This is a genomic window from Rathayibacter tritici (genome assembly GCF_001641005.1).
GTDB lineage: Bacteria > Actinomycetota > Actinomycetes > Actinomycetales > Microbacteriaceae > Rathayibacter > Rathayibacter tritici.
Map to the genome: position 1 here is coordinate 1,434,629 of NZ_CP015515.1, position 20,573 is coordinate 1,455,201.

Below are 20,573 nucleotides of genomic sequence, written 5' to 3' on the forward strand. Positions count from 1 at the left end.
AGGAGTGGGCGCGCGCGGAGCCGTTCCCGGAAGTGATCGTGGGAAGCGATCACGGGGGACGACCGCGGGCACGCCGCTGCACGCCGGAGACGCGGCAGCGGCGTTCCCGGCGGATCAGGTGTTCAGGGCTTCGAAGAGCGCCTCGAGGTCGGCCTCGGGGTCGGTCAGCGTGAGCGTGAGCACCGGCCGGCCATGCTCGGCGAGCACGCTCGCGTCGCCTGCGGCCTGGGCCAGGATCAGCTGGCCGAAGGTGAACGGACTCTCCGGGATCTCGAGATCCACGTCGGAGCGCTCGGTGATCTGCAGGAACACGCCCGTCGGCGCGCCACCCTTGTGGTACTGCCCAGTCGAGTGGAGGAAGCGCGGGCCCCATCCGAAGGTGACGGGGCGCTGCGCCTGCGCGGCGAGCAGGTCGCGGACGCCCTCGAGCTGCGGCAGGGTGAGGCGGTCGACATAGGCCTGGATCGAGACGTAGCCGCCGTCGCCGAGCTGGGCGAGGAGCCGGTCCACCGCCGCGGCGACGGTCGCGACACCCTCGGTGACGCTGCTGCTTCCGGTGACCTCGATGCCCGCGTCGGTGAACGCGGGTGCCTCGGGCTCAGGGCGCTTCTCGAGCAGCGCCCGGGTCGCGACCTTGGCTGATTCGACGTCGGGCTGGTCGAACGGGTTGATGCCGAGGAGCCGTCCCGCGACCGCGACGGCGTACTCCCAGGTCAGCATCTGCGCGCCGAGCGAGCCGGAGAGGAGGATCTCGCCCGCGTGCCGGTCGCGCGGGAACAGGTGCAGCGCGGTGGCGTCCTCGACGAGGCGGACGACCTGTACGTCAGGCAGGTCCTCCGAGAGCTCGGGGGCGAGGGTACCGAGGACGACGGGGAGGATGCCGGTGCCGTCCTTGCCGGTGGACTCGGCAATGAGCTGCTCGGCCCAGTCGGCGAACCCGACGATGTCGGTCCCGTCGGCGACGATCGCGAGCTTGTCGCGGCGCGGGCTGGTGGCGGCGATTGCCGCTCCGAGGATCAGACCCGGGTTCTCGGGGCTGTCGACGGCCAGCCCGAGCGAGGCCTCGGCAGCCTCGTCGAGGAGGGCCTCGATGTCGGCGCCGGCGAGCCCGGAGGGCACGAGTCCGAACGCGGAGAGCGCCGAGAAACGCCCGCCGATGTTCGGGTCGGCGTTGAAGACGCGGTAGCCCGCCTCGCGGGACGAAGAGTCCAACGGCGAGCCGGGGTCGGTCACGATGACGATGCGCTCCAGCGGGTCGATGCCCGCCTCGGTGAACGCCTTCTCGTAGGCCTTCTTCTGGCTCGCGGTCTCGACGGTCGAGCCGGACTTGGAGGAGATGACGACCGCGGTCGAGGCGAGCCGGTCGTTCAGAGCCGCGAGCACCTGCCCAGGCGCCGTCGAGTCGAGCACGGTCAGCTCGACTCCGGCGGTGCGCGTGATGACCTCGGGCGCGAGCGACGAACCGCCCATCCCGCCGAGGACGATGTGGTCGATGCCCTTGGCCTGAAACTCCTCGCGCAGGGCGAGGATCTCGGGGATCAACGGTCTGGAGACGGAGGTCGACTCGGTCCAACCGAGGCGCTTGGCCGACTCCTCCTCCGCCGCGGCGCCCCACAGCGTGGGGACCTGGGCGGTGATGCCGGACGCGACCTCGTCGGCGACGAGTTCCGGGACGACGCGGTCGACGGCCTTTTCGGCGTCTCCGCTGACGTGGATCTGGAGGGCCATGATCAGGCCTGCGCCTTCGCGCCCTCGAGCGCGGCGGTGACGGTGTCGAGCAGCTCGTTCCAGGAGACGATGAACTTCTCGACTCCCTCCTTCTCGAGCAGCTCGGTGACCTCGGCGTAGGAGACGCCCTGCGCCGCGACGGCGTCGAGGACGGCGTTCGCGTCGGCGTAGGAGCCGGTGACGGTGTCGCCGGTGATCTCGCCGTGATCGAAGGTCGCCTCAAGGGTCTTCTCGGGCATCGTGTTGACGACGCCGGCCGCAACCAGCTCGGTCACGTAGAGGGTGTCGGGGAGATCGGTCGACTTGACGCCGGTCGAGGCCCACAGGGGGCGCTGGCGGTTGGCTCCCGACTCCTGCAGCAGCAGCGCGCGCTCGGTGGCGAACGCCTCCACGAAGACTTCGTACGCGAGCTGCGCGTTGGCGACGCCCGACTTGCTCTTCAGCGCGCGGGCCTCGTCGGTGCCGACGGCCTCGAGGCGCTTGTCGATCTCGGTGTCGACGCGCGAGACGAAGAACGAGGCGACGGAGTGGATGGTGGACAGGTCGATGCCGGCGTCCTTGGCCTTCTCGAGGCCGGCCAGGTAGGCGTTGATGACGGCGCGGTAGCGGGCAAGCGAGAAGATCAGCGTGACGTTCACCGAGATGCCGGATCCGATGACCTCGGTGATGGCCTCGAGGCCCTCGACGGTCGCGGGGATCTTAATCATCACGTTCGGGCGGTCGACCTTCTTCCAGAGGGCCTTGGCCTGCTCGATGGTGCCCTGGGCGTCGTGCGCGAGACCGGGCTCGACCTCGATCGAGACACGGCCGTCGTAGCCGTCGGTCGCGTCGTAGATCGGGCGGAAGATGTCGGACGCCGCGGCGACGTCGTCGGTGGTGATCTCGAAGACGGCGTCGGTCACCGAGGTGCCGGCGGCGGCGAGCTCGCGCACCTGCGCGTCGTAGGACTCGCCGTTGGTCAGGGCAGCGGCGAAGATCGTCGGGTTCGTGGTGACTCCGACGACGTTCTTCTCCTCGATGAGCTTCTGCAGCCCTCCGGTGGAAATACGCGAGCGGGAGAGGTCGTCGAGCCAGATGCTGACTCCGGCGGCGGAGAGGTCTGCGGTGGGGGTGTTCTCGGTCATGTCTCTTCTTCTTCTGCGTCGATGGTGCGTGGTGTGAGGGGGAGCCGCGGCCCCGAGCGCGAAGGCCGCGTCCGTGGTGGACGCGGCCTTCGGGTCAGGACGCTGCGAGCGACTCCTTGGCGGCGGACAGAGCCGCCTCGGTGGTGATTCCGAACTCGCGGAACAGGGTCTTGTAGTCGGCCGAGGCGCCGAAGTGCTCGATCGAGACGGAGCGGCCGGCGTCGCCGACGTACTTCTGCCACCCCAGGCTCAGGCCGGCCTCGATCGAGACGCGGGCCTTCACGGAGGAGGGGAGGACCTTCTCGCGGTACTCGGCGTCCTGCTCCTCGAACCACTCGAGCGACGGAGCCGAGACGACGCGGGCGTTGATGCCCTCGCCCTTCAGCGCTTCGCGCGCCTCGACGGCGATCTGGACCTCGGAGCCGGTCGCGATGAAGATCACGTCCGGGGCGCCGCCCGGTGCCTCGGCCAGGATGTAGGCGCCTCGTGCCACATTCGCAGCGGAGGCGAAGGTTTCGCCCACCGCGTCGCCGTCGCCGCGCTCGAACACCGGGATGTTCTGACGGGTGAGCGCGAGGCCGGCGGGTCCCTCGCGGCGCTCGAGGATAGTCTTCCAGGCGTAGGCGACCTCGTTGGCGTCGCCGGGGCGAACGATGTCCAGGCCGGGGATCGCGCGGAGAGTCGCCAGCTGCTCGATCGGCTGGTGCGTCGGGCCGTCCTCACCGAGCGCCACGGAGTCGTGGGTCCAGACGTAGATCGCCGGCGCCTTCATCAGCGCGGCGAGACGGACTGCCGGGCGCATGTAGTCGGAGAAGATCAAGAAGGTGCCGCCGAAGGGACGGGTGTTCCCGTGGAGCACGATGCCGTTGAGGATCGCGCCCATCGCGTGCTCGCGGATGCCGAAGTGCAGCACGCGGCCGCCCTTCGTGCCGGTCCACTCGTGCGTCGAGAACTCCGAGGGGACGAAGGAGCCGGCTCCCTCGATCGTGGTGTTGTTCGACTCGGCGAGGTCGGCGGAGCCGCCCCACAGCTCCGGGATCACCCCGGCGAGGGCGTTGATGACCTTGCCGGACGCGGCGCGGGTCGAGACCTCCTTGCCCGGCTCGAAGACGGGGAGTGCCTCCTGGACGCCCTCGGGCAGCTCACCCGAGAGGACCCGGTCCAGCAGCTCCTTCTTCTCGGGATTCGCCGACGCCCAGGCGGCGAACTGCTCGTCCCATTCGGCGTGCTGCGCCTGGCCGCGCTCGACGGCCCTGCGGGTGTGCTGGATGACCTCGTCGGCGACGTCGAAGGTCTTCTCGGGGTCGAAGCCGAGCACCTCCTTCAGGCCGCGGAGCTCGTCGGCGCCCAGGGCGGAGCCGTGGATCTTGCCGGTGTTCTGCTTCTTCGGCGAGGGCCAGCCGATGATGGTGCGCAGGATGATGAGTGACGGCTTGTCCGTCTCGCTCTTCGCGGCCTCGATCGCGGCGTGCAGCTCGGCGACGTCCTCGTGGTACTCGCCGGTCTTCTTCCAGTCGACGACCTGGACCTGCCAGTCGTACGCCTCATAGCGCGCCTTGACGTCCTCGGTGAAGGCGATGTTCGTGTCGTCCTCGATCGAGATCTGGTTGGAGTCGTAGATGACGACCAGATTGCCGAGCTTCTGATGGCCGGCGAGTGAGGAGGCTTCGCTGGTGACGCCCTCCTGCAGGTCGCCATCGCCGGCGATGGCATAGACGAAGTGATCGAACGGGGAGGTGCCCGCGGCAGCCTCCGGATCGAACAGGTCGCGCTCGAAACGCGAGGCGTAGGCGAAGCCCACGGCGGAGGCGAGACCCTGGCCAAGGGGTCCGGTGGTGATCTCCACGCCGTCGGTGTGGCCGTACTCGGGGTGGCCCGGGGTCTTCGAACCCCAGGTGCGCAACGCCTTGAGGTCGTCGAGTTCGAGTCCGTAGCCGCCCAGGTAGAACTGGACGTACTGCGTCAGCGAGGAGTGGCCGACCGACAGGATGAAGCGGTCACGACCGATCCAGGTGGCATCGGACGGATCGCGGCGCATGACCTTCTGGAACAGGAGGTACGCGGCCGGCGCGAGGCTCATGGCGGTTCCGGGATGGCCGTTGCCGACCTTCTCGACTGCATCCGCGGCGAGAACCCTCGCCGTGTCGACTGCCTTCTCGTCAATGGATTCCCATTGCAGTTCTGACACTTGGTACTGACCCTTCTCGAGACGTGGGGCAGACGGGGACCGTCCGCCCTCTCGCATGGTGGAGCACGCCGCATGACGACGTCGACACGATGCTCCGGCGACGGCCCTCTCGGCCCCGTGCCGACGATCATCGGGCGGGCTCGGAGACGTACCGGGCACTCTGGCGAGCAGTCCCGAGTATACGGAGGGGGTGCCCCGTGGACCGGGGGTTGCGCGGTCGCATTTGTCTGCGTCCGATTGGACAAGCGTGCACGCCGGACCCTGCTCCCTGGCGGGCGCATTACACTCGTTCGGGATCATCGAATCGTTAGAGGAGCAATGGACGCAGTCGTGGAGACCACCGCCATCGAGGGGGGCGGGGCGTCGACGACCCTCTCGCGCAAGGTGAAGGCCTTCGTCGCTCTGACGAAGCCACGGGTGATCGAGCTTCTCCTCGTGGTGACGGCACCCACGATGATTCTGGCGCAGGGTGGTATCCCGGATCTGTTGCTCGTGCTGAACGTCCTGATCGGTGGTGCGCTGAGCGCGGGATCCGCCGGCGCCTTCAACTGCTACTTCGACCGCGACATCGACCGCATCATGAACCGGACGAAGAACCGTCCGCTCGTGACGGGGGTGATCTCGGACCGGTCGGCGCTCGTGTTCGCGACCACGATCGGCGTGCTCTCGATCGTCTGGCTCGGTCTCACCGCGAACTGGCTCTCCGCGGGTCTCTCGTTCGCCGCGATCCTCATCTACGTCGTCTTCTACACCCTCTTTCTCAAACGCCGCACTCCGCAGAACATCGTCTGGGGCGGGATCGCGGGCTGCATGCCCGTCCTGATCGGCTGGGCCGCGGTGACGAACTCGCTCGACTGGGCGCCGGTCATCCTCTTCTCGGTGATCTTCCTCTGGACGCCGCCGCACTACTGGCCGCTCTCGATGAAGTACCGCGACGACTACCAGGCGGCGGGCGTCCCCATGCTGGCCGTTGTTCGCGGGCGCACCATCGTCGGCCTCCAGGTGATCCTTTACGCCTGGGCCGCCGTCGTCTGCTCGCTCCTGCTCATCCCCGTCGCGGGCATGGGAGTCGTGTACACCGTGGTCGCCCTCGGTAGTGGAGTCTGGTTCGTCGCCGAGACGCACCGCCTGTACAGTCTGGCGATTCGTCACGAGCACGTCTCACCCATGCGGGTCTTCCACGGTTCGATCGGGTACCTCACCCTGCTCTTCCTCGCCGTCGGCATCGACCCGCTGCTGCCGTTCTGATGATCACGCCGTTCTCCTTCCTCGCGGAGCGGGTGAGCCTGGGGCCGCGCGCCCTGCGCTGGGGGACCACCGCGGCGCTCCTTGCGAGCATCCTGATCATCTTCTTCGGCGGAGTCGTCCGGCTCACCGGCTCCGGTCTTGGCTGCCCGACGTGGCCCGCCTGCGAGACGGGCTCCCTCACCTCCACGCCGGAGCTGGGAATCCATGGTTTCATCGAGTTCACGAACCGCGCCTTCACCGGTGTCCTCGTGGTCGCGGTCGGCTGGGCGATCACCGCTGCGCGCCTGCAGAAGCCGCGCGATCGCACCATGACCCGGCTCGCGTGGTCGCAGTTCTGGCTCGTGGTCGCCAACGCCCTCGCGGGGGGAGCAACCGTGCACTCCGGTCTCAACCCGTACATCGTGGCCGGGCACTTCGTCCTTGCGATCGCCCTGCTCACCACGACCGCCCTCACCTGGCACCGCGCCCACCGCTCGCAGTCCGTCGCCTTCGCACCGGACCGGGTGACGCGGGTGCTCAGCATCGGCCTCGTCGCTCTCACCCTGCTCGTGATCCTCGTCGGGACCCTCGTGACGGGCACCGGTCCGCACGCCGGCGACTCGGCGGAGGTACCTCGCATGCAGTTCCACTGGGAGAGCGTGAGCGTCGTTCACGGGGTCCTCGGGACGGCGGTGCTCCTCGTGGGTGCCGTGCTGCTCGCGCGCCTGTCGCGGATGGCGGGCTCCGAACTCTCCCGGCGGCGCGTCGCGACCTTCCTCGTGGTCGTGGTGCTGCAGGCCCTGGTCGGTGTCGTGCAGTCGCTCACGGCGCTGCCCGAGGCTCTCGTCGCCGTCCATCTGCTCGGATCGGCGCTCGTCTGGGTCGGTGCCGTCCGCGTACTGCTCGATGTGAATCCACGCCTGTTCACCGTGCGTGCTCAGCGCCGCGAATCCGCTCCGCAGCTCCAGCCGACCGCCTGAGCGGTGGGGTCTGCTCGGCGAAGAGCAGGTGCCGGCGTAGTCGTAGCAGCACGCGGGGGAGTGCCCGGAGCGGGAGCTCCGAGGCGAGCGCGCGGGCGAGGGGACCGAACGCGCAGGCGGGCTCGGCGGGCAGGCCCGCAGCGAACAGTGCGGTCAGGAGTCGGGCGGGGATCGGGATCGAGGTGTTGATCGTCATGGGAGAACTGCATCACGCACCACCGACACTCGTGTGGTCATGTGCGTTTGGCGGCGTGTCGCCCGGCGCCCGGCCGACACCCAGGCGCGGAGGTTCCGCTGAGCGGCGGACGCCCGTAGAATGAGAAGCTGGTCACGCTCCATCGCATCCCGCGTCGTCCTGAGCGCAGCCTGCGTTTCGCGGACAGGGCGCGTGACCCGCACGGACGGCCCGACGAAGCGCCGAAGCACACCTCAGGAATCCCAGGGACGCACATCACCCGCTTCGCGCATCAGATCGATGGCGCGACCGGCCGGAAAGCACCCGCGGGTCACCCCCGGGGGAATGACTCCGGGACCCGACCGGTTAGCAGTGGGTAGGAAACGAGGTACACATGTCAGACATCCTGATCGACCGCCCCGAGCTCGAGAGCCTGGGCGTTTACGAGTTCGGCTGGTCCGACTCGGACTCCGCTGGAGCGTCCGCACGTCGCGGGGTCTCACCCGAGGTCGTCTCCGACATCTCCGCGCTGAAGAATGAGCCCGCCTGGATGCGCGACCGCCGCATGAAGGCGCTGAAGCTCTTCGAGCGCAAGCCCATGCCCACGTGGGGCGCCGATCTGTCGGACATCGACTTCGACAACATCAAGTACTTCGTCCGCTCCACCGAGAAGCAGGCGCAGACCTGGGACGACCTCCCCGACGACATCAAGAACACCTACGAGAAGCTCGGCATCCCCGAGGCAGAGCGCCAGCGCCTCGTCGGCGGCGTCGCGGCACAGTACGAGTCCGAGGTCGTCTACCACCAGATCCGCGAGGACCTGGAGGAGCAGGGCGTCATCTTCATGGACACGGACACGGCCCTCCGCGAGCACCCCGAGATCTTCGAGGAGTACTTCGGCACCGTCATCCCCGCGGGCGACAACAAGTTCGCGGCGCTGAACACCGCGGTCTGGTCCGGCGGCTCGTTCGTCTACGTTCCCAAGGGTGTCCATGTCGACATCCCGCTGCAGGCCTACTTCCGGATCAACACCGAGAACATGGGCCAGTTCGAGCGGACCCTGATCATCGCGGACGAGGACAGCTACGTCCACTACATCGAGGGGTGCACGGCTCCGATCTACAAGTCGGATTCCCTGCACTCGGCCGTGGTCGAGATCATCGTGAAGAAGAACGCCCGCGTGCGCTACACGACGATCCAGAACTGGTCCAACAACGTCTACAACCTCGTCACCAAGCGCGCAATCGCTCACGAGGGCGCGACGATGGAGTGGATCGATGGCAACATCGGCTCCAAGGTCACCATGAAGTACCCGTCGATCTTCCTGGTCGGCGAGCACGCCAAGGGTGAGACCCTCTCCGTCGCGTTCGCGGGCCCCGGTCAGCACCAGGACGCCGGCGCGAAGATGGTACACATGGCGCCGTACACGCAGTCGTCGATCGTCTCGAAGTCGATCGCCCGCGGAGGCGGCCGGGCCGGGTACCGCGGAGAGGTCCGGGTGGACGCCAACGCGCACCACTCGGCGAACACCGTGCGTTGCGACGCACTCCTCGTCGACACCATCTCGCGCTCGGACACGTATCCGGCGATCGACATCCGCGTCGACGACGTGCAACTCGGCCACGAGGCGACCGTGTCGAAGGTCAGCGAGGAGCAGCTCTTCTACCTGATGTCTCGCGGCCTGCCGGAGGACGAGGCGATGGCCATGATCGTCCGCGGCTTCATCGAGCCGATCGCGCGCGAACTGCCCATGGAGTACGCGCTCGAGCTGAACAAGCTGATCGAGATGGGGATGGAGGGCAGCGTCGGTTGACGCCCGCCTCCCCCCTCGAAGGGGCGCCCGAATGGGGCGCCCCGCACTCATCGAAAGGAATCACCGCCAGATGACGGTCCCCACGAGCGCCGCGACCTCCGAGATCGACGGCGCGGCCGCCGCTGAGCGCCTGGGCATCAGTGCCCACTCCGATGGGGCGTTCACGCCCGTGCAGACGCGCTCCGAGCGCTTCGCCTCGGCCGACGTTCTGGCCTTTGAGGCCGTGAACGGCCGCGAGATCGCTTGGAAGCTGACGCCCGTTGCGCGGCTGGGCGATCTCATCGACGGCGCGCTCGACGGCTCGCCCGCCTCGCTCGAGCATGCAGTGGTGGACGGGGTGAACGTCTCGTGGGTCGGCCGCGACGACGAGCGGATCGGCATGGCCGGCCTGCCCGAGGACCGTGCCGCCGCGAACGCCTGGTCGAGCTTCGAGAAGGCCCTCGTCGTGCGTGTCACGGGCGAGGACGAGAAGGTCGCAACCTTCATCCGCTCCGGTCTCGGCTCCGCACCCCGCGCCGCGCACACGATCATCGAGGCGGCCCCCTATGCCCGCGCCGTCGTCGTGCTGCAGAACAAGGGTGAGGCCTCGCTCGCCGAAAACGTCGAGATCCTGGTGGGCGAGGGCGCGCAGCTCACCGTGGTCACCGTGCAGGAGTGGGCCGACGGCGCCCGCCACCTCGCCAACCACATCATCCGCGTGGGACGCGACGCGAAGCTGAAGCACATCGTGGTCAGCCTCGGCGGATCCATCGTCCGGGTGAATCCCTCGGCGCACCTCGTCGAGCGCGGGGCGGAGGGGGAGCTGTTCGGCCTGTACTTCGCCGACGGCGGCCAGCACCTCGAACAGCAGGTGTACGTCGACCACGACGCCCCCGACACCCGCAGCCGCGTGACCTACAAGGGCGCACTGCAGGGTGAGGGCGCGCGCACCGTCTGGGTCGGCGATGTCCTGATCCGCAACAGCGCGACCGGCACCGACAGCTACGAGCAGAACCGCAACCTGGTTCTCTCGGACGGCACGCGCGCCGACTCCATCCCGAACCTCGAGATCGAGACCGGCGACATCGCCGGAGCGGGACACGCCTCGGCGACCGGTCGCTTCGACGACGAGCAGCTCTTCTACTTGCAGTCGCGCGGCATCCGCGAAGACGAGGCGCGTCGATTGGTGGTCCGCGGCTTCCTCAGCGAGATCGTGCAGCAGATCAAGGTGGCTGAGCTCGAGGACCGCCTGCAGCTCGCGATCGAGGCCGAGCTGGCTGGCAGCGCCGGTCAGACAGGATCCTCGCGCGGAGCGGCGGTCACAGCATGAGCAACGCCGCGATGATCTGCTCGGTCTCCGAGCTGATCCCCAATCAGGCCATCCGCGTCGAGGTCGACGGAGTCGCGATCGCGGTCGTCCAAGACTCCGCCGGCGACATCCACGCGATCGGCGATACCTGCACACATGGCGAGATTTCGCTGTCCGAAGGCTTCGTCGAGGGCGAGAGCCTTGAGTGCTGGGCGCACGGCTCCCAGTTCTCCCTGCGCACCGGCGCCCCGCTGAACCTCCCGGCGTACGAGCCGGTCCCCGTCTTCGTCGTCGAGATCATCGACGGCGACGTTTACATCGACCCGACTGTCACGAAGGAAGTCTGAATGTCCGTTCTCCAGATCAGCGATCTCCACGTCAGTGTCGAGACCGAGCAGGGGACCAAGCAGATCCTCCGCGGTGTCGATCTCACCATCAACAAGGGCGAGATCCACGCGATCATGGGCCCCAACGGGTCCGGTAAGTCCACCCTGGCGTACACGATCGCGGGACACCCCAAGTACCACGTCGACGGCGGATCAATCACCCTCGACGGTGTCGAGGTCCTCGACATGACCGTCGACGAGCGTGCCCGCGCCGGCCTGTTCCTCGCGATGCAGTACCCGGTCGAGATCCCCGGTGTGACCAACACCAACTTCCTTCGCACGGCGAAGACCGCGATCGACGGCGAGGCGCCGGCGATCCGCACGTGGACCAAGGACGTCAAGGCCGCGATGGCGAACCTGCGGATGGACTCGTCCTTCGCGGCGCGCAACGTCAACGAGGGCTTCTCGGGCGGCGAGAAGAAGCGCAACGAGATCCTCCAGCTCGAGCTGCTCGCCCCGCAGTTCGCCGTCCTCGACGAGACCGACTCCGGTCTCGACGTCGATGCGCTCAAGATCGTGTCGGAGGGTGTGAACCGCGCGCACCAGAGCACCGGCCTCGGCGTGCTGCTGATCACGCACTACACCCGGATCCTGCGCTACATCCAGCCGGACTTCGTGCACGTCTTCGTCGCCGGCCGCGTCGCCGAGCAGGGCGGCAAGGAGTTGGCCTCGCGGCTCGAGGACGAGGGCTACGACCGCTTCCTGACGTCGGCGACGGTCTGATTGTGGGGGTCACCACTCTCGATCCGAAGCTCTTCGACCAGGTCGAGGAGGCGCTCAAGGACGTCATGGACCCCGAGCTCGGGGTGAACGTCGTCGATCTGGGCCTGATCTACGATCTGGGCTGGGACGACGAGAACGACGCCCTCGTGATCCACATGACCCTCACCTCGGCGGGCTGTCCGCTGACCGACGTCCTCGAGGAGCAGACCGCGGAGTCGCTGGACGGCATCGTCGAGGCCTTCAGGATCAACTGGGTCTGGATGCCGCCGTGGGGTCCCGAGCGGATCACCGAGGACGGCCGCGACATGATGCGCGCGCTCGGCTTCTCGATCTAGAGGCTGCACGGCGAACGCCGAAGGGCCGGGAGGACGATGCCCCCCGGCCCTTCGGCGTTCGCGACGATTCGGCTCAGCGGCGCCGCTTCGTCAGGGCGTCCGCTCCGCGCCAGGCCACCGGCAGGAGGACCGCGGCGATGACCGCCTTAACCGCTCCGCCGATCAGGAACGGGTAGAAGCCTCCGACGAGGGTCGATTGCAGGTCGCTCGGGTAGCCGAGGGTGTGCAGGCTCACCGCGAGCCACGGCAGACCGACGGCGAAGACGACCAGCGAGCCGCCGACGAACGTTGCCAATGCCTTGGGGAAGACGCGCTCCCACGATCGCTCCGACAACCAGCCGACGACGGCTGCCGAGAGCACGAAGCCGACGATGTAGCCGAAGCTCGGCGATGCGGCCGCCGCGAGACCGGTCGAGTGAGTACCGTCGGCCTGCGGGGCGTACACGGGCAGGCCGACCAGCCCGAGGACGAGGTACAGCGCGAGCGAGGACGCACCGCGCGCTGCACCGAGCGTCGAGCCGACCAGCAGGACGGCCAGCGTCTGTCCCGTGACCGGCACCGGCCACATCGGGACGGTGATCTGCGCCAGACCCGCGGTCACGGCGGCACCGCCGAGCACGAGGCCCAGGTCGGTCGCGAGTGACCGAGTGACGAGGATGTCGGCAAGCACCGGCCGAGACGGTCCGAGCGAGAGTGTGGACATGGGTCCTCCAAAGACCGGCCGCGGTGCGACGAGGGTACGGAAGCGCTGAGTGGACACGGACGTCGATCTGCCCGGTGGCGCAGCATTTATACTAGGGGGCTGCTGTATCGCGGCCTCTTGCCTCATCCCTGACGAACCGAGCGCCATTTCTTGGCGAGAACGGACAGAACTGTGCTCAGCGTGCACGACCTCGAACTCCGAGTCGGCGCCCGACTCCTGATGGAGAACGTCTCCTTCCGGGTCAGCGACGGCGACAAGGTCGGCCTCGTCGGCCGCAACGGGGCGGGGAAGACGACGCTGACCAAGGTCCTCGCGGGCGACCTGATCGCCTCGAGGGGCACGGTCGACCGCGGTGGCGAGATCGGCTACCTGCCGCAGGACCCGCGCTCCGGTGACCCGGACGAGTTGGCGCGTACCCGCATTCTCGACGCGCGCGGGCTGGGGCAGCTCGTGCTCGGTATGCAGGAGGCGACCGTCGCGATGTCGAGCAGCGATGCCTCCGTCAGCGCGTCCGGCATGAAGAAGTACGGCACTCTGACCGACCGCTTCCTCGCGCTGGGCGGGTACGCGGCGGAGGCGGAGGCTGCGTCCATCGCGAGCAACCTCAACCTGCCCGATCGGATCCTCGAGCAGCCGCTGAAGACGCTTTCCGGTGGCCAGCGGCGCCGGATCGAGCTCGCACGCATCCTGTTCTCGGACGCCAGCACGCTCATCCTCGACGAGCCGACCAACCACCTCGATGCGGATTCGGTGGTCTGGCTTCGCGAGTTCCTCAAGAACTACCGCGGCGGTTTCATCGTGATCAGCCACGACATCGAGCTTGTCGGCGAGACCGTGAACCGCGTCTTCTACCTCGACGCCAACCGCCAGGTCATCGACGTCTACAACATGAACTGGAAGAACTACCAGCGCCAGCGCGCCGCCGACGAGGAGCGTCGCAAAAAGGAGCGCGCGAACGTCGAGAAGAAGGCGGGCGCACTCCAGCTCCAGGCCGCGCGATTCGGAGCCAAGGCCTCCAAGGCAGCGGCCGCGCACCAGATGGTCGCCCGCGCCGAGAAGATGCTCAGCGGCCTCGAGGAGGTGCGCGCGGTGGATCGCGTCGCCAAGCTGCGCTTCCCGACTCCGATGGCCTGCGGGCGCACTCCTCTGCACGCCGAGAACCTGTCGAAGAGCTACGGCTCGCTCGAAATCTTCACGGCTGTCGACCTCGCCATCGACCGCGGCTCCAAGGTCGTCATCCTGGGTCTGAACGGCGCGGGCAAGACGACACTGCTGCGGATCCTCGGCGGTGTCGACCAGCCCGACACCGGCGTGATCGAGGCCGGGCACGGACTGCGGATCGGCTACTACGCACAGGAGCACGAGACGATCGACGTCAAGCGCTCAGTGCTGGAGAACATGGTCTCGGCCAGTCCGAACCTCACCGAGACCGAGGCCCGTCGGGTGCTGGGCTCGTTCCTCTTCACGGGGGACGACTCGCACAAGCCGGCGGGCGTCCTCTCGGGCGGAGAGAAGACCCGCCTCGCTCTCGCGATGATCGTCGTGTCCGGCGCGAATGTGCTCCTGCTCGACGAGCCCACGAACAACCTCGACCCGGCGAGCCGCGAGGAGATCCTGGACGCGCTCGCCCACTACGAGGGGGCGGTCGTTCTGGTCAGCCACGACGAGGGAGCCGTCGAAGCCCTGAACCCCGAGCGTGTGCTGATCTTGCCCGAGGGCACCGAGGACCACTGGGCGACCGACTACCTCGACCTGATCACGCTGGCCTGACGGGCGTCGAGCAGCTCGTCCTCGACCTCGGAATCACTCCGACCTCGACGGCGCCGACGCTGCTCGCGGCGCTCCTCGGCCGCGACAACCTCGGGGTCGTCGGCGTTGCGAATCCGGTACTCGTGCCGGATTGCCCAGAGGAGCCCGCCGAAGCCCATGACCGCGAACAGCACCCACTGGATGGCGTAGCTGATGTGCAGGCCCTCGTCCGCGACCGGCTTGATCGCTGCAAGCGGGGGAGCGTCGAGTGGCGCGGGTGCCTCGGCGACGAGCAGGCCGTAGGCCGCCGTGCGGAGGGGCTCATCCAGCTGAGCCGCGAGGTCGTCGAGCTGAATGGTCGCGATCTGACCGGCGGGTGCGGAGCGGCCCTCGATCCGCCCCTCGGCAGGCTTGAGGCGGGCGACGACGGTCACCTCGCCCTCCGGCGGGGCAGGGACTGTGTCGGGGGAGTCCTCGGTCGAACCGACCGGGATCCAGCCGCGGTCCACGACGAACAGACCGCCGTCGGCGAGGCGGAGGGGCGTGAGAACCTCGAAGCCGGGGTTGCCGTTGTAGGGGCGGTTGCGCACCAGCGTCTGCCCCTGCGTCTCGTAGACGCCGTTGACCTCGACGGGGCGGTACTCGAGAGCGTCATTCCAGGGCGACCCGGCCGGCAGCAGGCCGTCAAGGGCGCTCGGATCGGCGGTCCAGTTCGCCGTGACCAGCCGATTGGTCGAGGCAGCCTCATCGAGGCGCGCCATCTGCCAGCGCGAGAGCAGGATGCAGGCGATAGCGAAGACGATCGCGAGGGCGAGGTATCCGAACCAGCGGCGGGAGAGCACGAAGCGCCAGGAGGGCCGCGGCGCGTCTGCGCTCACAGCGCGGCTCCGCGATCGACTGTGTAGAGCGGCTTGACCTCGAGCGGGAAGTCCCGGGCCAAAAGGAACTCCCGCAGGAAGTCGAGGTGCTCGCCGCAGGCCAGCCAGGTCTTGCGGCGGTCCTCGGCATGGATCTTCGGGTTCCGCCACTCCACCGCGTAGGTCGCCGTGGTCTGGCAGCCCGCCCGTGAGCAGACGTGCGCGTCCGGAATTCCTCCGAGCGGAATCACGGCCGTGCTCCCCGCGGGTCGCCGCCCTCAGGGCCCAACGGCGCCTCGGAGTCGGCGGCCGGGGGCGGCGGCGGAACGGGACGGGAGAGGACGATCGCGCCGGGTCGCTCCACTGCGCCCCCCTCGCCCGCGCTGCCGACATTGGCGAGCACGACGGCGAAGTAGGGGAGCACGACGGCTCCGATCGCGAAGAAGAGGAGCCACCAGCCGTGGGCGAAGAGCAGACAGATCACGCAGAGCATCCGGATGCCCATCGCGATCGAGTACTTGATCGCACGGGAGCGCCGCTCGGCGCTCGGCGACGGCGGTAGGGAGGTCAGAGTTTCGCGTGGTTTCACAGCCCTGCAAGTTTACGTCCCGGCGGGCAGGTGCGGACCGGGAGGACCGCATCCCGGAATCTGTTGCGCGACGCGCCTCTAGGATGTACGGGTCGCCCGGCGCCGCACGAGCGCCGGCAGGAGGGACACCATGACCACGCCGCGCACCGTCCTCGTCACCGGGGGCAACCGGGGGATCGGCTTCGCCATCGCCCAGGAGTTCGTGGCCGCTGGTCACCGTGTCGCCGTCACGGCGCGCTCGGGCTCCGGCCCGGAGGGGTCGCTCACCGTCGTCGCCGACGTGACGGACACCGCCTCCATCGATGCCGCGTTCACGCAGGTCGAAGCCGAGCTCGGGCCGGTCGACATCCTCGTGGCGAACGCGGGCATCACGCGGGACACACTGCTGCTGCGCATGTCCGAGGAGGATTTCACCTCCGTCATCGACACCAACCTCACCGGGGCCTTCCGCGTCGTCAAGCGTGCATCGAAGGGGATGCTGAAGCAGCGCTTCGGCCGCGTCGTCCTCATCTCCAGCGTTGTCGGCCTCTACGGGTCGCCCGGGCAGATCAACTACTCCTCATCGAAGGCGGCTCTCGTGGGCTTCGCCCGTTCGCTCACCCGAGAGCTCGGTGCCCGCAACATCACCGCGAACGTCGTCGCTCCCGGCTTCATCGAGACCGACATGACCGCTGGGCTCTCCGCGGAGCAGCAGGCCGAGTACCGTACGAGCATCCCGCTTGCGCGCTATGGAACGGCGGCCGAGGTCGCGAAGGTCACCCGCTGGCTGACCAGCGATGAGGCGGCCTACATCTCGGGCGCAGTGATCCCGGTTGACGGCGGGCTCGGGATGGGGCACTGACCGGTCCGCGCGTCACTGCGCGTTCGCGCTCAGACAGGCGTTTGTTCTCGAGCAGATCCCCGGACCGTAGAACCCCGGATGGAGCAGGACAGCGGCGCCGAGGAACCGGAGCGGTGAGACGATCGCGAGGACTTCGACGTGGCGACCGAAGACGAGCATCGTGAGCCCCGCGGTGGTCTGCAGCAAGGTCCCGCCGCAGGACTGACCCCAGAAGAAAGCCGCGAACTCCCCTCAGCGACTTGTCGTGAAAGGAGGTAGACGACCGAGTGGTCCGCGTCGAAGCGGTGACCAGGACCCAGGATGAAGGGCGCACGCAGGACCAGCCCGAGCGCGGCGAGCACCCAGACGGTGAGCGAGATCGCGTGAATCCGGCTTCACTGCAGCACGCGCGCGCTCCGCCCGTGAGCCTGAACAGCCTGGGTCACCATCCACAACCACCTCACCCTCCGAGCCGCGGTGACGCGGCCCTGGAGAAGACACCTCCCCGACTCGTCACCAGCGCCGACCCTTTCGCGTGACAGCAGCACCGACGGCACTGCGTCAGTCGGCCGTTCACGACGTCGGCTTCCCTACCGCTGCCGCGCGGCCGGGAGGCGAGAATGTCGTCAGCCGCGCAGGCCCAGGACCGGCAGGAGCTGCGCGAGGTCGAGGTCACCGAGCACGAGATCTGCGCGTTCTCGGACGAGGGGCTTGGCATTGAAGGCGACGGCCAGGGCCGCGACCGCCATCATCTCGAGATCGTTGGCACCGTCGCCGACGGCGATCGTGCGCTGAGGAGGGACTCCCGAGGCCGCCGCCCACTCGCGCAGCGCCTCCGCCTTGGCTCCTGCGTCGATGATCCGGCCGTGGACGTCGCCCGTCAGCGTGCCGCCGCGGCAGCACAGGCGGTTCGCACGGACGAAGTCCAGCGCGAGGGCACCCGCGACGGGATCGAGGATCTCGTGGAAGCCGCCGGAGACCACTCCGATGCGGCCTCCTGCGGCATGCACGCCCGCGACGAGCTCGGCAGCACCGGGCGTGACCCGGACACCGGCGCTCACTCCCGAGAAGACCGTGTCCGGAACGCCCGCCAGGGTCGCCACCCGCTCGCGGAGGCTTTCGCCGAAGTCGAGCTCACCACGCATCGCCCGTTCCGTCACGGCCGCCACGCGCTCCTCGGACCCGGCGTGGACCGCGAGGAGTTCAATGACCTCGTCCTGGAGGAGGGTGGAGTCCGCGTCGAGGACGACGAGGAAGCGGGCAGGCGTCGCAGGGCGCTCACTCATGGGCCGGGCCAATCGGTCGGGTGGATGCGCCGGAGCGCAGATCTCGACCCGTGGGGGTGCTACGGGTGGACGACGACGCCCTTGCCGACGACGGTGATGCCCGACTCGGTGACAGTGAACCCGCGTTCGCGATCGCGGTCGTGGTCCACGCCGATGCGAGCTCCGGGCTCGACGACGACGTCCTTGTCGAGGATAGCGCGGGCGATCAGAGCGTCCGGGCCGATGCGCACCTTGTCGAAGACAACGGAGTCGGTGACCGTCGCGTTCGACTCGATGATCGTCCACGGACCGACGACGCTTCTCTCGATGTGCGCACCGGAGATGACGGTCCCGAGCGAGACGACCGAGTCGACCGTCGATCCCATGTTGCCCTTGCCGTCACGCACGATTTTGGCCGGCGGCGAGTTGAGCTGCGACGAGAAGATCGGCCACTGCTGGTTGTAGAGATTGAACACGGGCAGTGCCGAGATGAGGTCCTGGTGCGCTTCGAAGAAGGAGTCGATGGTGCCGACATCGCGCCAGTAGTAGCGGTCGCGGTCGGTCGAGCCGGGGACATCGTTGAGCTTGAGGTCGTAGACGCCCGCTTCGCCGCGCGCGACGAAGTCGGGGATGATGTCGCCGCCCATGTCGTGGTCCGACGTCGAGGACTCGCCGTCGCGGATGACCGCATCGATCAGCGCGTCGGCGTCGAAGACGTAATTCCCCATCGAGGCGAGGACCTCGTGCGGCGAGTCGGCCAGGCCGACTGCGTCCTTGGGCTTCTCGAGGAACTCGGAAATCATCGTCGGGACGATGCCGTCCCCCGCCTCGTCACCGGCGAGCTGGATGACGCCGAACTGGTCCGCAAGCTCGATCGGCTGGCGGATCGCTGCGACAGTCGCCTTCGCTCCTGACATGATGTGCGCATCGATCATCTGCGAGAAGTCCATCCGGTAGACGTGGTCGGCGCCGACGACCACGACGATGTCGGGCTTCTCGTCTCGGATCAGGTTGAGGCTCTGCAGGATCGCGTCGGCCGAGCCGCTGAACCAGCGCTTGCCCAGGCGCTGCTGCGCGGGGACCGAGGCGACATAGGAATTCAGCAGGCCCGAGAGGCGCCACGTCTGGGAGACATGGCGGTCGAGCGAGTGCGACTTGTACTGAGTCAGCACCACGATCTGGGTGAGACCGGAGTTGATCAGGTTGGACAGTGCGAAGTCGATCAGCCGGTACTGCCCGCCGAACGGAACCGCGGGCTTGGCCCGGTCGGCAGTGAGGGGCATGAGCCGCTTTCCCTCGCCACCGGCGAGGACGATGCCGAAGATCTTCTGTGACTGCATGGCACCACAGTAGGGGGTCGACGAAGTCGGCGGACCCGGCTGTCGCCGGGGGAGTCGGCTGTACTACGGTTCGGGGGTGCGAGTCGATCTGCTGACCAAGGAATACCCGCCCGAGGTGTACGGAGGAGCCGGCGTTCACGTTGCCGAACTCACCGCGGCGCTGCGCCGTGACCTGGAGGTCGTGGTGCGCTGCTTCGGCGCGCGGCGCGAGGAGGAGGGCACGTTCGCCTACCCCGTCCCCGTCGAGCTCGCCGACGCGAACGGCGCGTTGCAGACCCTCGGAGTCGACCTGCAGATGGCGCAGGACGCAGCGGGGGCCGACCTGGTCCACTCCCACACCTGGTACGCCAACGCTGCCGGCAGGCTCGCTCAACTGCTGCACGGCGTCCCGCACGTCGTCTCGGCGCACAGCCTCGAACCGTTGCGGCCGTGGAAAGCAGAGCAGCTCGGTGGCGGCTACCGCGTCTCGAGCTGGATCGAGCGGGAGGCGTACGAGAACGCCGACGCCGTGATCGCGGTGTCCGGCGGCATGCGCGAGGACATCCTCCGCTCCTACCCGGCCCTGGACCCGGCGAAGGTCCACGTCGTCTACAACGGCATCGACCTCGACGCTTGGCACCCCGTCGAGGACGAGGCCGTCCTCGCCGAGCTGGGCATCGATCCCTCGCGCCCCTCCGTCGTCTTCGTCGGACGCATCACCCGGCAGAAGGGCCTGCCGTATCTGCTCCGAGCCGCGGCGACCCTGCCGCCCGAGGTGCAGCTCGTGCTCTGCGCAGGCGCCCCCGACACTCCGGAGATCATGGCCGAGGTGACCACGCTGGTCCGCGCTCTCCAGCAGGAGCGCACCGGCGTGGTCTGGATCGACCGGCACCTGCCGCGCCACCAGCTCTCCGCGGTGTTGAGCGCGGCGACCACGTTCGTCTGCCCCTCGATCTACGAGCCCCTCGGCATCGTCAACCTCGAGGCGATGGCGTGCGGTGCGGCTGTCGTCGGGACGGCGACGGGCGGTGTCCCGGAGGTCGTCGTCGACGGCGTGACCGGCCGGCTCGTTCCGATCGAGCAGGTTACCGACGGCACCGGGACGCCCGTGGATCCGGAGCGCTACGTCGCGGATCTCGCCGCCGCGCTCGCGGAGGTCGTCGCCGATCCGGAAGCGGCGAAGCGGATGGGCGCTGCCGGCCGCGAGCGCGCACAGAGCCACTTCAGTTGGACGCAGATCGCGCGGGACACCCGGGCGATCTACGCCTCACTCGTCTGAGCCTCCCGACCGCCCCCTTTAGAAT

Annotated in this window: 20 protein-coding genes; 10 read left to right on the plus strand and 10 right to left on the minus strand. The window is 68.5% G+C overall.

Features of this window, described 5'->3' with window-relative positions; translation table 11 throughout:
• Positions 1-114: 114 nt before the first annotated feature.
• The 3 genes from A6122_RS06520 to tkt all read right to left on the minus strand — a co-directional run bounded on the left by A6122_RS06520 (position 115) and on the right by tkt (position 5,040).
• A complete protein-coding gene (locus A6122_RS06520) occupies positions 115-1,728 on the minus strand; it encodes a glucose-6-phosphate isomerase (RefSeq protein WP_068252957.1) in 1,614 nt (537 codons plus the stop codon).
• Between the two features lie 2 nt (positions 1,729-1,730).
• Positions 1,731-2,852, minus strand: coding sequence for a transaldolase (gene tal / locus A6122_RS06525; protein ID WP_068252960.1), 1,122 nt, complete (start codon positions 2,850-2,852; stop codon positions 1,731-1,733).
• A 94-nt stretch (positions 2,853-2,946) separates the two neighbouring features.
• Positions 2,947-5,040 carry a transketolase gene (tkt, locus tag A6122_RS06530; RefSeq protein WP_068252963.1) on the minus strand — a complete coding sequence of 698 codons (2,094 nt, stop codon included), beginning with the start codon at positions 5,038-5,040 and terminating at the stop codon, positions 2,947-2,949.
• A 318-nt stretch (positions 5,041-5,358) separates the two neighbouring features.
• Between tkt and A6122_RS06535 the strand changes: the two genes are divergently transcribed.
• From A6122_RS06535 to A6122_RS06565, 7 genes are all read left to right on the plus strand, one after another.
• Positions 5,359-6,288 (plus strand): heme o synthase, encoded by a 930-nt coding sequence (locus A6122_RS06535; RefSeq protein WP_068252966.1) that lies wholly within the window; start codon positions 5,359-5,361, stop codon positions 6,286-6,288.
• Positions 6,288-7,247: a COX15/CtaA family protein gene (locus A6122_RS06540; protein WP_068252969.1), complete on the plus strand. Its 960-nt coding sequence runs from the start codon at positions 6,288-6,290 to the stop codon at positions 7,245-7,247. The genes A6122_RS06535 and A6122_RS06540 overlap by 1 nt, the downstream gene beginning before the upstream one ends.
• A 569-nt stretch (positions 7,248-7,816) precedes the next feature.
• Positions 7,817-9,235, plus strand: a complete 1,419-nt coding sequence (gene sufB / locus A6122_RS06545) for a Fe-S cluster assembly protein SufB (RefSeq protein WP_068252972.1) — start codon at positions 7,817-7,819, stop codon at positions 9,233-9,235.
• A 70-nt stretch (positions 9,236-9,305) separates the two neighbouring features.
• Positions 9,306-10,544 (plus strand): Fe-S cluster assembly protein SufD, encoded by a 1,239-nt coding sequence (gene sufD / locus A6122_RS06550; protein WP_068252975.1) that lies wholly within the window; start codon positions 9,306-9,308, stop codon positions 10,542-10,544.
• The gene (locus A6122_RS06555; protein WP_084415858.1) at positions 10,541-10,870 is read left to right on the plus strand and encodes a non-heme iron oxygenase ferredoxin subunit; all 330 of its coding nucleotides are present in this window, start codon (positions 10,541-10,543) and stop codon (positions 10,868-10,870) included. Before sufD ends, A6122_RS06555 begins: the two co-directional genes overlap by 4 nt.
• Positions 10,871-11,632, plus strand: a complete 762-nt coding sequence (gene sufC, locus A6122_RS06560; RefSeq protein WP_068252978.1) for a Fe-S cluster assembly ATPase SufC — start codon at positions 10,871-10,873, stop codon at positions 11,630-11,632.
• 2 nt (positions 11,633-11,634) lie between these two features.
• Positions 11,635-11,967, plus strand: coding sequence for a metal-sulfur cluster assembly factor (locus A6122_RS06565; RefSeq protein ID WP_373408346.1), 333 nt, complete (start codon positions 11,635-11,637; stop codon positions 11,965-11,967).
• A 73-nt stretch (positions 11,968-12,040) separates the two neighbouring features.
• On the opposite strand, the gene A6122_RS06570 is transcribed toward A6122_RS06565, so the two are convergent.
• Positions 12,041-12,670, minus strand: coding sequence for a biotin transporter BioY (locus A6122_RS06570; RefSeq protein WP_068252980.1), 630 nt, complete (start codon positions 12,668-12,670; stop codon positions 12,041-12,043).
• 171 nt (positions 12,671-12,841) lie between these two features.
• Between A6122_RS06570 and A6122_RS06575 the strand changes: the two genes are divergently transcribed.
• Positions 12,842-14,440, plus strand: coding sequence for an ABC-F family ATP-binding cassette domain-containing protein (locus tag A6122_RS06575; protein ID WP_068252983.1), 1,599 nt, complete (start codon positions 12,842-12,844; stop codon positions 14,438-14,440).
• Here the strand turns inward: A6122_RS06575 and A6122_RS06580 are convergent.
• Genes A6122_RS06580 through A6122_RS06590 form a run of 3 tightly spaced genes read right to left on the minus strand, consistent with a single transcriptional unit; the run spans position 14,413 to position 15,865 of the window.
• Complete coding sequence (locus A6122_RS06580; RefSeq protein ID WP_068252986.1) at positions 14,413-15,297, minus strand: SURF1 family cytochrome oxidase biogenesis protein; 885 nt, start codon at positions 15,295-15,297, stop codon at positions 14,413-14,415. The two genes, A6122_RS06575 and A6122_RS06580, sit on opposite strands and share 28 nt — an antisense overlap.
• Positions 15,294-15,527: a hypothetical protein gene (locus A6122_RS06585; RefSeq protein ID WP_181026346.1), complete on the minus strand. Its 234-nt coding sequence runs from the start codon at positions 15,525-15,527 to the stop codon at positions 15,294-15,296. The genes A6122_RS06580 and A6122_RS06585 overlap by 4 nt, the downstream gene beginning before the upstream one ends.
• The gene (locus A6122_RS06590; RefSeq protein WP_084415859.1) at positions 15,524-15,865 is read right to left on the minus strand and encodes a DUF3099 domain-containing protein; all 342 of its coding nucleotides are present in this window, start codon (positions 15,863-15,865) and stop codon (positions 15,524-15,526) included. Before A6122_RS06590 ends, A6122_RS06585 begins: the two co-directional genes overlap by 4 nt.
• 130 nt (positions 15,866-15,995) lie before the next feature.
• Here A6122_RS06590 and A6122_RS06595 point away from each other — a divergent pair, with 130 nt between their 5' ends.
• Complete coding sequence (locus tag A6122_RS06595; RefSeq protein WP_068252989.1) at positions 15,996-16,706, plus strand: beta-ketoacyl-ACP reductase; 711 nt, start codon at positions 15,996-15,998, stop codon at positions 16,704-16,706.
• 12 nt (positions 16,707-16,718) lie between these two features.
• Here the strand turns inward: A6122_RS06595 and A6122_RS16445 are convergent, their stop codons facing one another.
• The 3 genes from A6122_RS16445 to A6122_RS06605 form a co-directional block, all read right to left on the minus strand.
• Positions 16,719-16,892, minus strand: a complete 174-nt coding sequence (locus A6122_RS16445; RefSeq protein WP_157593789.1) for a hypothetical protein — start codon at positions 16,890-16,892, stop codon at positions 16,719-16,721.
• Between the two features lie 419 nt (positions 16,893-17,311).
• Complete coding sequence (gene serB / locus A6122_RS06600) at positions 17,312-17,971, minus strand: phosphoserine phosphatase SerB (RefSeq protein WP_068252991.1); 660 nt, start codon at positions 17,969-17,971, stop codon at positions 17,312-17,314.
• A 59-nt stretch (positions 17,972-18,030) separates the two neighbouring features.
• Positions 18,031-19,290 (minus strand): glucose-1-phosphate adenylyltransferase, encoded by a 1,260-nt coding sequence (locus A6122_RS06605; RefSeq protein ID WP_068252994.1) that lies wholly within the window; start codon positions 19,288-19,290, stop codon positions 18,031-18,033.
• 76 nt (positions 19,291-19,366) lie between these two features.
• On the opposite strand from A6122_RS06605, the gene glgA reads away from it, so the two are divergent.
• A complete protein-coding gene (glgA, locus tag A6122_RS06610) occupies positions 19,367-20,548 on the plus strand; it encodes a glycogen synthase (protein WP_068252997.1) in 1,182 nt (393 codons plus the stop codon).
• Positions 20,549-20,573 lie beyond the last annotated feature (25 nt).

Excerpts from the sequence above, each read along its gene's own strand:
- sufB (WP_068252972.1), top strand. The coding sequence starts at position 7,817 with ATGTCAGACATCCTGATCGACCGCCCCGAGCTCGAGAGCCTGGGCGTT.
- sufC (WP_068252978.1), top strand. The coding sequence starts at position 10,871 with ATGTCCGTTCTCCAGATCAGCGATCTCCACGTCAGTGTCGAGACCGAG.
- A6122_RS06605 (WP_068252994.1), bottom strand. The coding sequence starts at position 19,290 with ATGCAGTCACAGAAGATCTTCGGCATCGTCCTCGCCGGTGGCGAGGGA.
- tal (WP_068252960.1), bottom strand. The coding sequence starts at position 2,852 with ATGACCGAGAACACCCCCACCGCAGACCTCTCCGCCGCCGGAGTCAGC.
- A6122_RS06595 (WP_068252989.1), top strand. The coding sequence starts at position 15,996 with ATGACCACGCCGCGCACCGTCCTCGTCACCGGGGGCAACCGGGGGATC.
- serB (WP_068252991.1), bottom strand. The coding sequence starts at position 17,971 with ATGAGTGAGCGCCCTGCGACGCCTGCCCGCTTCCTCGTCGTCCTCGAC.
- A6122_RS06535 (WP_068252966.1), top strand. The coding sequence starts at position 5,359 with ATGGACGCAGTCGTGGAGACCACCGCCATCGAGGGGGGCGGGGCGTCG.
- A6122_RS06555 (WP_084415858.1), top strand. The coding sequence starts at position 10,541 with ATGAGCAACGCCGCGATGATCTGCTCGGTCTCCGAGCTGATCCCCAAT.
- A6122_RS06520 (WP_068252957.1), bottom strand. The coding sequence starts at position 1,728 with ATGGCCCTCCAGATCCACGTCAGCGGAGACGCCGAAAAGGCCGTCGAC.
- A6122_RS06570 (WP_068252980.1), bottom strand. The coding sequence starts at position 12,670 with ATGTCCACACTCTCGCTCGGACCGTCTCGGCCGGTGCTTGCCGACATC.
- sufD (WP_068252975.1), top strand. The coding sequence starts at position 9,306 with ATGACGGTCCCCACGAGCGCCGCGACCTCCGAGATCGACGGCGCGGCC.
- A6122_RS06540 (WP_068252969.1), top strand. The coding sequence starts at position 6,288 with ATGATCACGCCGTTCTCCTTCCTCGCGGAGCGGGTGAGCCTGGGGCCG.